We start from the raw sequence: 13,865 nt of genomic DNA, 5'->3' as shown, positions 1-13,865 counted from the left end.
GCTGGTCGCGCAGCTCCCCGCGCCCCTTTGGGGCGCTGCCCCACGGGCGAATCCCCGCGGGGCAGCGTTGTGAGTCCTGTCAGTGGCCGAAGTCGAACCAGTTCACGTTGACGAAGTCCGACGACTGGCCGCTGGTGAAGGTCAGGTAGACGTCGTGGGTGCCGGTCACCGCGCTGATGTTGGCCGGGACCGTCTTCCAGGACTGCCAGCCGCCCGTGTTGGCGAGGGCGAAGCTGCCGATCGGTGTGGCGGTGCGGCTGTCCAGGCGTACCTCGACCAGGCCGCTCACCCCGGACGCGGCGCCGCTCGCCACGCGTGCGTAGAACTGTGTGGCTGCCGTGGAGCCGAAGTTGACGCCCTTGTAGAGGGCCCAGTCGCCGTTGGCCAGGGAGCCGATGTCCTGGCCGCCGCCGGTGTCGGAGGTGCTCTCCGTGGCGGTGCCGGACTGGCTGTCGTACGACTCCGCCTGGATGGCGCCGTAGGCGTCACGGTTGCCGGAGGGCGGGGGTGTGGTCGTGCTTCCGCCGCTCGACAGGACCTGGACGTAGTCCACGAGCATCGGGTGACCGGGCTCCGTCGCGCCGGTCGGGCCGCCGCCGAACGCGGCCGGGAAGGCGCCGCCCATCGCCACGTTCAGAATGACGAAGAAGCCGTGGTTGGTGGCGTTGGCCCAGGTCGTGGCATCCATCTGGCTGGCCGTGACGGTCTGGTAGTTGACGCCGTCGACGTAGAAGCGGATCGCCTCGGGGCTGACCGAGCGGTCCCACTCCATCGTGTAGGTGTGGAAGCCCGACTGGCAGGTGGTGCCCGGGCACGCCGTCGAATTGCCGAGGCCCGTCGTCTCGTTGCACGCGCCGCCCGGGTTGGTGCCGCAGTGCATCGTCGCCCAGACCTTGTTGATGCCCTGGACGTTCTCCATGATGTCCAGCTCGCCGACGCTCGGCCAGTTCTGGTAGTTGCCGCGATAGGGGGCGCCCAGCATCCAGAACGCCGGCCAGTAGCCCGCGCCCGCGTCGCCGCTGACGTTGGGCATCTGGAGGCGGGCCTCGACGCGCAGCTTGCCGCCGGCGGGGGGCTGGAAGTCGGTGCGGTTGGTCTCGATACGGCCCGACGTCCAGTTGCCCGCGGAGTCGCGCAGCGGGGTGATGCGGAGATTGCCGCTGCCGTCGAGTGAGACGTTGCTCGTGCTGTTCGTCATCGTCTCGACCTCGCCGGTGCCCCAGTTGGCCGCGCCGCCGGGGTACGAAGTCCCGGTGTCGTACTGCCAGTTGGAGGTGCTGACGGCGGTTCCGGCCGAGCCGTTGAAGTCGTCGAGGAAGAGCTGCGTCCAGCCCGACGGGGGTGCGGGTGCCGAGGCGTCGGCGGACTGGGTGGCGGCCGTGGCGAGCACGGCCGCCAGGCCGAGCGTGCTGAGTACGGCGAGGAGCGCGCGTCGCCGTCTGGGTATGCCGGAGGTTGCACTCATGGGGGGTGCCTCCCGGGGGACGGGGTGATGGGCTGCGGGTGCGGTACTGGGAGCGGTGTTGAGAGCGCTCTCAAAGTGGGCCCAATGTCCTCTCCGTCACCTGGACCGTCAAGAGTTAAAGCAAGGAAAGTCGTTTCCGGGCGCTGAAGTTCACCCCCTGAACGGTGCAAACGTGCTAAAGCGCGCTCCCCGCCTTCCACTGCGACCACGACAGATTCCAGCCGTTCAGCCCGTTGGTCGGGTCGACGGTCCTCGTCCCGCTGGGCGTTGCCGCCGCTGACCGTCCCGCTCGACCACCATCTCCTCGGTCGAGAGGTCGACCGTGCTGATCTGGGCGCGGCCGATGTGGAAGGTGACGTCCTTGTTCTGTACGCCGTGGACGCCGTTCGAGCCCTCGACGGTGATGGCTCTCTGGACGGCGGCCCGGTCCCGCACGGTGTGCGTGAAGTTGATCGACACGGGCATGCCGACGCCGGAGGTGGAGCCCGCCTCGGGCGTGAAAATAGCCGACGAAGGCCTCGCCGGGCGATCTCGTGGTGAAGGTCGCCGTCTGTGCCGCGGCGCCGCCTTGTGGGGTGACCGTCACCTCGACGGTGCTGGTGAATGGGGCCTTTCTGGTGCCGTCGGCGGGCGTGACCGAGACGGTGGGCTTCTTCGCCGCGGCCTTCGCGGGCGCGGCGGCCCTCGCCGTCCCGTCCGAGGCACTCCCGAGCCGCTGCAGCCCGTCAGCCGGCGGCGGCCGGTGCCGCGCCGAGCACGGTGAGCCGTCCGCGCCGGCACCACCTCTGCGACTGCTGCTCCGACCGGTTCGCCATGTGCGAGGCGCCCACGGCAGGCCTTTCTGGGATATCCACCTTTTCCGGGTGCATCCTGCGCCGCGTAGATTTGTTGATCCTTTGAATTTCCGGGCCGATTCCTGAGATTCCGGCGAGGAGTCGTCCGGAGAAGGCCCGAAACCACGGTTGTCTCAGCCCTCGGGATTGTGAACAGAGTATGAGCGTCTCGTTCGGTGCTCTGAACGCCGGGTGAGGTACGCACCACGAGCAGGACTTTCCCATCTTCCCGATCGGAATAAGTGGGAAACGAGGAACGACCGACCACAGCCGGAGGTATACGTGACCGAAGTCCGCGAGCCGCACACCGTGGCCGTCGTCGGAGCGGGCGCGGCGGGCACACTGACCGCAGTCCAGCTCTGCGAGACGGCGACGCGCCGCCGGACACCCCTCGGCCTCGTCCTCGTCGACCCGGCCCCGGAGGCGGGCCGCGGCACCGCGTACGCCACGCGCGACCCGCGCCACCGCCTCAACGTGCCCGCGGGCGGCATGAGTTGCTACCCCGACGACCCCGGCCACTTCACCCGCTGGCTGTGCCGCCACGGCGAACCGTCCGTCACCGCGGCCGACTTCGCCACCCGCTACCGCTACGGCGCCTATCTCGCCGACACCCTCGCGCAGGCCATCGTCCGGGCTCAGGGCACGGTGACGGTACGACGGCTGCGCACCCGCGCCGAGAGCTGCACCGGCACCCCCGATGGCCGGCTGGAACTCGGGCTCGCCGACGGAGGACACCTCACCGTCGACAGCGCGATTCTCGCCACCGGTCCCGCCGCACCCTCCGCGACCTGGGTCCCGCCCGCCCTGCGCACCTCGGCCCGTTTCGTCGCCGCGCCCTGGGCCGCCGGCGCGCTGGACGGCCCGCTCTCCGACACCGCCGACGTCCTCCTCGTCGGCACCGGACTGACGGCCGTGGACCTCGCCCTCACCCTCGACCGTCCCGGCCGCACCGTCCACGCCCTCTCCCGCAGCGGCCTGCTGCCGCAGCCGCACGCCCTCACCCCGGCCGGCCCGATGGACGCGCCCGAGGGCCTCGACGAGGCCTCCCTGGGCCGGCTGCGCAGGGCCGTCTACCGCCATATCAGCCGCTCCGTACGCACCCACGGGGACTGGCGCCCCGCCCTCGACAGCCTGCGCCCGCACACCGCCCGCCTCTGGGAGAGCCTCACCCCGGAGGACCGGGCCGAGTTCCTCGCCCGTGAGGGCGCCCTGTGGAACACCCACCGGCACCGCATGGCCCCCGCCACCGCCGAGTCCGTCGCCCGGGCCCGTACGGCCCGGCGGCTCACCGTCCACACCGGCGCGGTGACGGACGCGGTCGAGCGCGACGGCTCACTCAAGGTCACCCTCTCCAACGGCCGTACGGTGCAAGTCGGTTGGGTGATCGACTGCACCGGACCGGGTCGACGGTTCGACGACCCCCTGTGGCGCTCCCTGTTCACGTCCGGGGCCGCGGTCCCCGGCCCGCTCGGCATGGGCGTGGCCACCCGCGACGGGCGGCTGCTGGACTCGGAAGGCCGCGCCGACCGCCCGCTGTTCACGCTGGGCGCCCCGCGCCGCGGCGAACTGTGGGAGACGACCGCGATCCCCGAGATACGCGTCCAGGCGGCAGCCCTGGCAGGGCGGTTGCTCGCCCCGCTGACGGGGAGGACGGGCAGGCCCCGTCCCTCCCGCCGTCCCGTCGACGGACACGGACTCGCCCTCTCCACCCACGCCGAGGCGGCCGCCGCCTACCGCACCGGCCTCAACCGGGTCCTCAAGGTCCGCGCCGGCGCCGAGGACGCCTTCGCCCGAGCCGTGGCCCTCGACCCCGGGTTCGCTCTCGGCCACGCGGCCCTCGCCCTGCTCGGCCACGAGTGCGGCGCCGCCGTGGACGTACCGCGGGCACTGGCCGAGGCGCAGCGCTCCGCGCGCGAACACGCCGACGAGCGGGAGCGCTCCTTCGTGGAGGTGGTCACGCGCCGGGTGCACGGCGACGACGGCGACACGGCCCTCGTACGCCACCTCGACGCGTACCCCGCCGACGCGCTCGCGCTGGCCGCAGCCGTGCCCACCATCGCCTTCTCCGGCGTCACCGACCTCGACGGCGACCACGCGCTGCGGCTGGTCGAGCGGACGTCTCCGGCCTACGACGGCCACTGGTTCCACACCTCGCTGCTCGCCTTCCTCCGGCAGGAGCAGGGCCGGCTGCACGAGGCCGGTGAACTCGCCCACCGGGCTTTGGGGGTCGAACCGGCCTCCGGACATGCCGTGCACGCCCTCGCCCACGTCCACTACGAGTCGGGCGTGCACGAGGCGGGCCGCGACTGGCTGGACGGCTGGGTGTCCGGGCAGGGCCGGGGCGCCGTCCACCGGGCCCACTTCTCCTGGCACATCGCCCTGCACGAACTCGCCCTCGACGACCCGGCGGCGGTGCGCAGGCGCTGGTTCGCGCAGCTTGCACCGGGGCGGGTGGTGACCGGGGTGCGGGCGCTGGTCGACTCGGGGTCGCTGCTGTGGCGGGCCCGGCTGAGTGACTGCTGGCGGGGTGAGCTGCCCGCCGGGGATGTCCTGGACACGGTCGCCCTGGACGTCCTGGAACGTCCGGCGACCGCCTTCACCGCGCTGCATGCCGCTGTGGCGCTGGCCTCTGCGGGGGATCTGGCGGCGTTGCATCGGCTGCGGGACCATGCCGCCGGGGCGGACGAGGTGCAGCGGGAGGTGATTGTGCCGTTGTGCGAGGCGTTCGCCGCGTTGGTCGAGGAGCGGTTCCAGGACGCCGCCCGGGGCCTTGATGCGCTGCTGCCGGTGCTGCGGCGGGTTGGCGGCAGTGCCGCCCAGCGGGAGGTTGTCGAGGAGACGCTGCTGTATGCGCTGGTGGCGGCGGGGCGGAGTGACGCCGCGCGTCGACTGCTGGACACCCGCCTGGAGCGGAAGGAGGCGCCGCGGGATCGGCGGATGCGGGCGGGTTTGCCTGCGTAGGAGCGCGGAGGGATGTGCCGCGATGGGTCGTTGAGCGTCAGGGGCTTCGTCGTGGCTGGTCGCGCAGTTCCCCGCGCCCCTGAAAGGGGCGCGGGGTAGCTGACCCAGGTCAGTGGCTTACCAACTCCGGCTGTTCCGTTGGCTCTTCACGCAAGCCGAAGCGGTCATGAAGCCGCCGCAACGGCTTCGGCGCCCACCACGCCCGGCGGCCCAGCAGCGTCATCGTCGCCGGAACCAGCAGCATGCGTACGATCGTCGCGTCGATCAGGACCGCGAGGGTGAGGCCGAGGCCGATCTGGAGGATGGGGGAGAAGCCGCCCGTCATGAAGGCGCCGAAGACGACGGCCAGGAGCAGGGCGGCGCAGGTGACCACGCGGCCGGAGCGGCGCAGACCGGTCACCACGGCCTCTTGGTCGTCCCCGGTCAGGCGCCGTGCCTCCCGCATCCGGGCCAGGATGAACAGCTCGTAGTCCATGGCCAGTCCGAAGGCGATCGCGACGATCAGGGGCGGTGCGGTCAGGCTCAGCGCGCCCAGCCCCTCGGCGCCCAGCGCGCCGGCCAGGTGGCCGTCCTGGAAGACCCACACCACCACGCCGAGTGCCGCACCCAGGCTCAGCAGCGTCGTCAGGATCGTGCGCAGCGGGATCAGCACCGAACCCGTGAACGCGAAGAGCAGGACGAAGATGCCGGCCAGCACGGTCAGGGCGGCCCAGGGCGCCCGGTCGGAGAGCATCGCGCGGAAGTCGACCAGGCGGGCGGCGGGCCCGGTGACCTCGACCGGTTCGGTGCCGCGCAGGTCTCGTACCTGACTGACCAGGTCGGTGGCCCGCTTGCCGTCGACCCGGCCGGAGGGCTGGAGTTGTACGACCGTCGCGCCGCCGGGGAGTCCGCGGGACTGCGCGGCCGGAGAGAGGGCGCGGATACGGCCTGCGGTCACGGAGTCCGTCCCGGGCTTCAGGACCACGGTGACCGGCGAGACCCCCGTGCCCGCCGGGAAGTGCGCGTCGACCGTGTCGTACAACTGCCGTGCCTCGGTGCTCGTGGGCAACTGGGTGGCGTCCCCGATCTCGATCTTCATACCGGTGACGGGCAGGGCGAGGACCAGCAGCACCGGGACGACCGTGGCCAGGACGGCGACGCGGTGGCGGGCCGAGAAGCGGGCCACGCGGGCGAAGAAGCGGCCCTCCTCGCCCTCCGGCCGGGTCTTCGCCGGGGCGATCTTCGCGCCGAACTTCGCCAGCAGTGCCGGCAGCAGCGTCAGCGCGGCCAGCATGTCGATGACGACCACGGCGGCCACGGCCAGGCCCATGCTGCGCAGGAACACGCTGGGGAAGACGAGCAGACCGGTCAGGCTGACGGCCACCGTGAGGCCGGAGAACAGCACCGTGCGCCCGGCCGCGGCGACCGTCCGGTGCACCGCCTCCACGACGTCCTCGGTGTTCCGGCGCTCCTCACGGAAGCGGACCAGCATCAACAGGGCGTAGTCCACGGCGAGTCCGAGGCCCAGCATGGTGGTCACCTGGATCGCGTACACCGAGATGTCGGTGACCTGGCTGAACCCGAACAGCGCCAGGAAGGCCCCCGCGATCCCGCTCACCGCGATCACCAGTGGCAGCCCGGCCGCGCGCAGTCCGCCGAACACGACGAGCAGCAGGGCGAGTACGACGGGGAGCGAGATCAACTCCGCGTTCTTCACGTCCTGTTGGGCACGCTCACCGAGCTGCTTGCCCAGCAACGGGCCGCCGCTGACGTGGACCTCGGGCGCGTCGATCTGCTTGATGCGGTCGGCTGCCGCGTCCACCGCCTTCTCCTCGGCGTCGTCGCCGAGCCCGCCCTTGAAGGTGACGGGGACGATCAGGGCCTGTCCGTCGGCGGCGGTCAGACCGCGGGTCCGGTACGGGTCCGGGACGGCGGCGACACCGGCGATGCCGCGTACGTCGGCCACGGCCCGCTCGACCCGGTCGCGCAGTCCGGGGTCGGAGACGGCGGTCCCCGCGACGACGGCGGTGATCGACTCCCCCGTCGGGTCGACGCGGTCCAGGTACTGGGCGGCCCGCTCCGACTCGGTGCCCGGTACCTCGGGCACGTTGTCGGAGAGCCGCCCGAAGACGCCCGTCCCGAGCGCGAAGCCGAGCAGCAGGAAGAGCACCCACAGCAGGATGACGGTCAGCGGGCGGCGGGTCGCTGCCCGGGCGAGTGTGGAGAGCACGGTCCCTCCCAGCGGGTCGAGGGTTCTCATTGCCCTCAGATTCGTGGCGACGGGGGGTGCGGCGGATCGCCGGAGGGAGTGGTTTCGAGGCCTCGGTCGTACGGGGGATGCAGACGTGCGGCTCACTCCCGAGAGGGAGTCGGCGGGAATCCTCCGCACGGGAGCAGGAGTTGAGGAAGCAGAACCACCGCGATCTTGGAGGAGCCCGTATGCCCGATGAACCCGCCGTCCGCGAACTCCGTCTCGTCGTCACCGCACCCGACTACGACGAGGCCCTGCGCTTCTACCGTGACGTCCTCGGCCTGCCCGAGCGCGCCGCCTTCTCGTCCCCCGACGGAAGGGTCACCATCCTCGAAGCGGGCCGCGCCACGCTGGAGTTGACCGACCCGAACCACGCCGCCTTCATCGACGACGTCGAGGTGGGCCACCGCGTCGCCGGGCACATCCGGGTCGCTTTCCAGGTCGACGACGCCGGCGCCGCCACGGTACGACTGGCCGCAGCAGGGGCCGAGGTGCTCGCCGAGCCGACGCGCACCCCGTGGAACTCCCTGAACTCCCGGCTCGAAGCTCCGGGCGCCCTCCAACTGACCCTCTTCGAGGAACTGGACGGCTAGGAGGTCCCCGGAGTCACCAGCCCCGTCTCGTACGCGCAGATCACCGCCTGCACCCGATCCCTGAGCCCCAGCTTGCTCAGTACGTTGCTGACATGGGTCTTGACGGTGTGCTCGCTCACGAAGAAGGCCGTGGCGATCTCGGCGTTGGACAGGCCGCGGGCCAGCAGCCGCAGTGTCTCCACCTCGCGGGCGGTCAGGGCGTCCAGCCGCTGCGGGGTGACTTCGGCGGCGGCCTGCTCGCGGCGCCGCCGCACGATGTCCGCGACCAGCCGCCGCGTCACCGTCGGCGCGAGAAGGGAGTCGCCGGCCGCGACCACCCGTACGGCGTGCACCAGGTCGTCGCGGCGCACGTCCTTGAGGAGGAAGCCGCTGGCGCCCGCGTACAGCGCCTCGTACACGTACTCGTCCAGGTCGAACGTCGTCAGCATGACGACCTTGCAGCCTGACTGCGCACACACTTGTCTGGCCGCCTCCAGGCCGTCCATGACCGGCATCCGGATGTCCAGGAGCAGCACGTCCGGCGTGTGCTGCCGGACCGCCGCGACCGCCTCCGCGCCGTCCCCGGCCTCGGCGACCACCTCGATGTCCTGCTGCGCCTCGAGGATCATGCTGAACCCGCTGCGGACCAGTTCCTGGTCGTCGGCGACGACCACCCGGATGCTCACCCGACGGCCGCCTGACGGTCGGCGGCGGCAGGCAGGCGTACGACGACCCGGAAGCCGCCGTCCGGTGCACGCCCGGCCTCGGCGCTGCCCCCGCACGCGGCTGCCCGCTCCCGGATGCCGATCAGGCCGTGCCCGCCGCCGGGTGTCGCCGGGCCCCGTCCGTCGTCGGTCACCGTGAGGGTCAACAGGTCCTCCGTCCAGTCGAGTTCGACGGTCGCGCAGGCAGCGTACGCATGCTTCACCGTGTTGGTCAGGGCCTCCTGCACCACGCGGTAGGCGGCGACCTCCGCGTCCGCGGGCAGGGGGTGCGGTCGGCCCGTGGTGCGCAACTCGACGTGCAGGCCCGCCGATTCGCCGACCTGGCGCAGAAGCCGGGGGAGGGCCGCGACGCACGGCTGCGGCGAAGTCCCGTTGTGCTGCTCCTCCTTGAGCACCCCGAGGATCCGACGCAGCTGCGTCATCGCGTCCCGCCCGGCTGTCGCGATGGCGTCGAAGGAGGCCTCCGCACGCTCCGGATCACTGCGCACCACGACCGGCCCCGCCTCCGCCTGCACCACCATCAGACTCACCGCGTGGGCGAGGATGTCGTGCATGTCGCGGGCGATCCGGGCGCGTTCCTGGGCGATGGCCCGCGCGGTGTCCGCGGTGCGCTCCCGCTCCAGCCGCCGGGCCCGGTCCTCCAGTTCGGCGGTGTAGGCGCGCTGGACGCGGGCCAGCGTGCCGAGCGCGTAGGCGCAGACGATCGACAGCAGATGGAAGGCGTACTCGAAGGGCCGCGCGTCCTCCTTGAAATGCATGGTGACGGTGGCCCCGATCACCCAGCCCACCAGCATCAGCCGCCGCTGCCACGGCGGGGTGAGGGCGGCCACGGTGTACAGGACGACCAGACCGCCGTAGAGGACGCTCGGCGGTGGCGCGTGGTACATCGCCATCGCGGGCGTGGCCGCCGACACGGCCCACGCGGTCGCGAACGGCGCCCGCCGCCGCCACACCAGCGGCACGGCCGTCGCGGCACCCAGCAGCCAGCCCTGCCAGGTGAGCCGGTCGTCCCCTTCGTCGGGGAAGAGCCACTGCAGCGAGACGGCGAACAGGACGAGCGCGGCGAGGGCGGTGTCGACGGCGTACGGATTCGCCGTACGCAGGCGGGCCGCGGCCTGCGTGAACCAGGACTGCGGGGACATGGGCGGCTCCTCGGGGCAGGGGCCGTTCCAGTATCGCGAGGGTCCCTGGGCGGGGCCTCGCCGGTGAGAGGGATATCCCCGGGGTCGTTGGTCGTCCGGCGGCGCCGTGGGGCTGGTCGCGCCCGCGCGGCGGAACCGTACATCGATGGTGCCTCGCGCCCCTGATGGGGCGGTGCAGAACCGCAGGGGTGTTTCGTTCGGCCTGTTTTGTCAGCCGAGCGCAGCGGATCGCCTCCGTTTTGTCGCCCTTTAACTATCAGCGCTCACCTACTCGTCCGTAACCTCGCGGCTCCTGGTCACCACGCAGAAGGGACGTTCTGAGGTGACGAAGAACCATTCGAAGAAGCCGCGCAACCGGAGAGCCGTATTCCTCGGGGTCGGAGCCCTGCTCGGCGGGCTGTTAGCCGTTCCGGCCGTGACCGCGACGGCCGGGACGAGCGGGGCGTGTTCCGATCCCGACGCCGCGATCTACCGGCCGCCGGTGAGCGCGAGCGCCGCCCCGGGCGAGGTCGTCGCCTGCCGTGCGGTCGACTCCCTGCCCATGGTGGGAAGCGGCACCCCGTTCCATGCCTGGAAGGTGCAGTACGGCTCCACCGACGGCCACGGCAGGAAGGACGTCGTCGCCGGCACGGTGATCGTGCCCCGCGAGGCATGGCAGGGCCCGGGCGAGCGGCCGCTGGTCGCGTTCGTGCCCGGCACCCTCGGCATCGGACCGCAGTGCGCCTTCTCCAAGCAACTCGCCGGCGAGTACCAGGACGCCTACGAGGGGCCGAACATCGCGGCGCTGCTCAAGGCCGGGTTCGCGGTCGCGGCGACCGACGGCGCCGGATACCTGGACGGCCAGGTCCATCCGTACGTCTCCGGCGCCGACGCCGGACACGCGGTCCTCGACGTCGTACGCGCCGCCTCACGGGTGCCCGGCAGCGGCGTGAGCCCCGACGCGCAGGTCGGGATCTGGGGCTACTCGGAGGGCGGTTCGGGGAGTCTGTGGGCCGCGCAGCTCGCCAAGTCGTACGCCCCCGAGGTGAAGGTGGCCGGTGTGGCGTCCGGCGGGGTGCCGGGCGACCTGAAGCAGGTGGGCAACTCGCTCAACGGCGGGGCGTTCGCCGGGTTCCTGGTGGACGCGGTGATCGGCCTGTCGGTCACCCACCCGGACATGCCGTTCGACGGACTCCTCAACGACACGGGCCGGGAGGCGATCAAGGACGCGGAGTCGCTCTGCGCGGTCGGCACCGTCGCACGCTTCACCGGCGCCCACATCGAGAACTACACCAAGGACCGGCTCACCCTCGACCAGCTCTACGCCCTGCACGGCCCCGACGGTACGACCTGGGGCGAGGTCGCCGACACCGACAAACTCGGCGTCGGCGTCGGCCGGTCCGGATCCGGGGCCCGCTACCAGATCGGCTTCCCGGTCCTGCAGTACCGCGGTCTCCTCGACGAGGTGATCCCCGCCGACACCGGCCAGGGCACGCGCCGCGCCTACTGCGACGCGGGGATAGCCACGCAGTGGACCTCGTACGCCGGCGACCATCTCCTCGGCGACCCGCAGGCCATCGGCGACTCGGTCGACTGGCTCACCGACCGGTTCGCGGGGAAACCGATGCGGGGCAACTGCTGAGCGGTCTCTACGGCTCCTTCGTCGGCCGCCACCCCAGGGCGCGCGAAATGCCGCGTGCTGCAAGCCGCACCGCAGGCGCCAGCACCGGTACCTGCGCGTCGGCTTGCGGCACCACCACCGACACGGCGGCGACCACGACCCCGCCCGGCCCGCGCACCGGGGCCGCCACCGACAGGGCGTCGTCGGTGACCTGCCGGCTGCTCACCGCGACTCCCGTGCGGCGCACCTCGGCCAGCACCCGGCGCAACTGCGCCGGATCGGTGATGGTGTACGGCGTGAACGACGCGAGCGGGCCCGCGCAGTACTCCTCCTGCAGCTCCGGATCACAGTGCGCCAACAGCGCAAGGCCGACGCCGGTGGCGTGCAGCGGCCAGCGTGCCCCGACCCGTATGTGCACGCCGACGGCGCTGCGACCGGAGATCCACTCGATGTAGACGACCTCCCCGCCGTCCCGCACCGCCAACTGCACGTTCTCGTGCGTCGCCTCGTACAGGTCCTCCAGGTACGGCAGCGCGATCTGCCGCAGCGCCAGTCCGCGCGGGGCGAGCGCCGCGACCTCCCACAGCCTGAGCCCGACGTGGTAGACGCCGGATCCGTCCCGCTCCAGGGCGCCCCAGTCGGTGAGGGCGCCCACCAGGCGGTGCGCGGTGGTGAGGGTCAGCCCGGCCCGCCGGCTGATGTCCGTGAGGGACAGCGCCGGGTGCTCGTGGTCGAACGCGGCGAGCACGGCGAGCAGCCGGTCTGGCGCGGAGCGGGTGGTCATGGTCGGGTCTCTCCCCGCATCAGCCGAGTCCGTCCTCCGCGATCCGCAGCAGCAGCGCGTGCAGCGTCTCGCGTTCGGCCGGCTCGAGCGGCTCGAAGAGCTCGCTCGTCGCGCGCAGGCCCGCCTCGTCGGTGTCGCGCAGGAAGGTGCGGCCGTCCTCGGTGAGGACGACGATCCGGCTGCGGCGGTCGTCGGGGGAGGGGCGGCGCTCGGCGAAGCCCAGCTTCTCCAGGTCGTCGACGAGGCCGACGATCGCACTCGGGTCGTAGCCGAGGCGGGTGCTGAGTTCACGCTGCAGGGCACCGTCGGAGGTGGCGAGGAAGCGCAGCACCGCGTAGTGCCGCAGGCGCACCCCCGACTCCTGCAGGAACGCGTTGAACAGCTGCCCGGAGCGCAGGCCCAGGCGGTAGAGCAGGTAGCCCGTGTCCGCGTGCAGCCCGCGCATCCACGGCTCGTCCACGTCGATGGGCTTCGGGGTGGCGTGCTGGCGTGTGATGGCGGGCTCCCTGTGCTCGTTGCGTCCTGGAGATTCCAGCATGACGTACCCGTAGGTCGCCAACAACTATTGACGTCAACAATTATTGCTCTTAGCTTCGATCTCGAAGCCGCACCCCATGCGAAAGGGATCCACTCGTGCCCAGCATCGATCTCACCGGCAAGGTCGCCGTCGTCACCGGCAGCGGCCGGGGCCTCGGCCTCGCCTACGCGCACGCCCTGGCCGCCCACGGCGCCTCCGTGGTCGTCAACGACGTCGACGAGGCCGTGGCCGAGGCGGCCGTGAAGTCCATCACCGAGGCGGGCGGCACCGCCGTCGCCGAGGTGGTCCCGGTCGGCACGAGCGAGGCCGCCGAGCGGCTGGTGAACCGCGCGGTCGAGGAGTTCGGGCGGCTGGACATCCTGGTCACCAACGCCGGCATCCTGCGCGACAAGGTGCTGTGGAAGATGTCCGACGACGACTTCGACGCGGTGATCACCACCCACCTCAAGGGCACCTTCACCTGCGCCCGCGCCGCCGCCGTCCGGATGCGCGAGCAGGGCGAGGGCGGCACCCTCATCCTGGTCGGCTCGCCGGCCGGCCAGCGCGGCAACTTCGGGCAGACGAACTACTCCGCCGCCAAGGCCGGCATCGCCGCCTTCGCCCGCACCTGGTCGATGGAGCTGGGCCGCGCGAACATCACCGTCAACGCGATCGTGCCCGTCGCCGCGACCGCCATGACCGAGACCGTCCCCGCCTTCGCCCCGTACATCGAGGCCATGAAGAACGGCGAACCCCTCCCGGACTTCCTGCGCAAGGGCGAGGGCTTCGGCACCCCCGAGGACTGCGCGGCGCTCGTCCCGTTCCTCGCCTCCGAGGCCGCACGCGGCATCACCGGCCAGGCCATCGGCATCGGCGGCGACAAGGTGGCACTCTGGTCGCACCCGCAGGAGATCAAGGCGGCCTACGCCGACGGCGGCTGGACCCCGGACACCCTGGCCGTCGCCTTCCCCACCTCGATCGGCGCGGAACTGCAGAGCGTCGGCGTCCCCGCCCCGAAGTTTCCGGAGGCCTGAGA

10 protein-coding genes and 1 pseudogene are annotated in these 13,865 nt (G+C 72.0%); 4 read left to right on the top strand and 7 right to left on the bottom strand.

The genetic code is table 11. The features are described from left to right. Positions 1-79 precede the first annotated feature (79 nt). Both ACWDAG_RS02040 and ACWDAG_RS02035 read right to left on the bottom strand, forming a co-directional pair. Complete coding sequence (locus ACWDAG_RS02040; protein WP_450693631.1) at positions 80-1,465, bottom strand: glycoside hydrolase family 16 protein; 1,386 nt, start codon at positions 1,463-1,465, stop codon at positions 80-82. Between the two features lie 276 nt (positions 1,466-1,741). Next, positions 1,742-2,295: pseudogene (locus ACWDAG_RS02035) on the bottom strand (Ig-like domain-containing protein); the annotation flags it as partial. A 285-nt stretch (positions 2,296-2,580) separates the two neighbouring features. On the opposite strand from ACWDAG_RS02035, the gene ACWDAG_RS02030 reads away from it, so the two are divergent. Continuing rightward, positions 2,581-5,259, top strand: coding sequence for an FAD/NAD(P)-binding protein (locus tag ACWDAG_RS02030; RefSeq protein ID WP_450693630.1), 2,679 nt, complete (start codon positions 2,581-2,583; stop codon positions 5,257-5,259). Between the two features lie 109 nt (positions 5,260-5,368). Here the strand turns inward: ACWDAG_RS02030 and ACWDAG_RS02025 are convergent, their stop codons facing one another. After that, positions 5,369-7,468, bottom strand: coding sequence for an MMPL family transporter (locus ACWDAG_RS02025; RefSeq protein WP_450693940.1), 2,100 nt, complete (start codon positions 7,466-7,468; stop codon positions 5,369-5,371). A 209-nt stretch (positions 7,469-7,677) separates the two neighbouring features. Between ACWDAG_RS02025 and ACWDAG_RS02020 the strand changes: the two genes are divergently transcribed. Continuing rightward, positions 7,678-8,082: a VOC family protein gene (locus tag ACWDAG_RS02020; protein ID WP_450693629.1), complete on the top strand. Its 405-nt coding sequence runs from the start codon at positions 7,678-7,680 to the stop codon at positions 8,080-8,082. Here ACWDAG_RS02020 and ACWDAG_RS02015 read toward each other — a convergent pair. Beyond that, positions 8,079-8,747 carry a response regulator gene (locus ACWDAG_RS02015; RefSeq protein ID WP_450693628.1) on the bottom strand — a complete coding sequence of 223 codons (669 nt, stop codon included), beginning with the start codon at positions 8,745-8,747 and terminating at the stop codon, positions 8,079-8,081. The two genes, ACWDAG_RS02020 and ACWDAG_RS02015, sit on opposite strands and share 4 nt — an antisense overlap. Beyond that, on the bottom strand, positions 8,744-9,928 hold the full coding sequence (locus ACWDAG_RS02010; RefSeq protein ID WP_450693627.1) for a sensor histidine kinase: 1,185 nt from the start codon (positions 9,926-9,928) through the stop codon (positions 8,744-8,746). Before ACWDAG_RS02010 ends, ACWDAG_RS02015 begins: the two co-directional genes overlap by 4 nt. 322 nt (positions 9,929-10,250) lie before the next feature. Here ACWDAG_RS02010 and ACWDAG_RS02005 point away from each other — a divergent pair, with 322 nt between their 5' ends. After that, the gene (locus ACWDAG_RS02005) at positions 10,251-11,549 is read left to right on the top strand and encodes a lipase family protein (RefSeq protein WP_450693626.1); all 1,299 of its coding nucleotides are present in this window, start codon (positions 10,251-10,253) and stop codon (positions 11,547-11,549) included. 7 nt (positions 11,550-11,556) lie between these two features. Here ACWDAG_RS02005 and ACWDAG_RS02000 read toward each other — a convergent pair whose 3' ends face one another. Both ACWDAG_RS02000 and ACWDAG_RS01995 read right to left on the bottom strand, forming a co-directional pair. Continuing rightward, a complete protein-coding gene (locus ACWDAG_RS02000; protein WP_450693625.1) occupies positions 11,557-12,312 on the bottom strand; it encodes an IclR family transcriptional regulator in 756 nt (251 codons plus the stop codon). Positions 12,313-12,331: 19 nt separating this feature from the next. Next, positions 12,332-12,757 carry a MarR family winged helix-turn-helix transcriptional regulator gene (locus ACWDAG_RS01995; protein ID WP_450693939.1) on the bottom strand — a complete coding sequence of 142 codons (426 nt, stop codon included), beginning with the start codon at positions 12,755-12,757 and terminating at the stop codon, positions 12,332-12,334. Between the two features lie 188 nt (positions 12,758-12,945). On the opposite strand from ACWDAG_RS01995, the gene ACWDAG_RS01990 reads away from it, so the two are divergent. After that, the gene (locus tag ACWDAG_RS01990; protein ID WP_450693624.1) at positions 12,946-13,863 is read left to right on the top strand and encodes an SDR family NAD(P)-dependent oxidoreductase; all 918 of its coding nucleotides are present in this window, start codon (positions 12,946-12,948) and stop codon (positions 13,861-13,863) included. The last annotated feature ends 2 nt before the right edge of the window (positions 13,864-13,865 follow it).

This window comes from Streptomyces sp. NPDC001157, from assembly GCF_053598255.1.
This window is presented reverse-complemented; position numbering and strand designations above follow the sequence as displayed.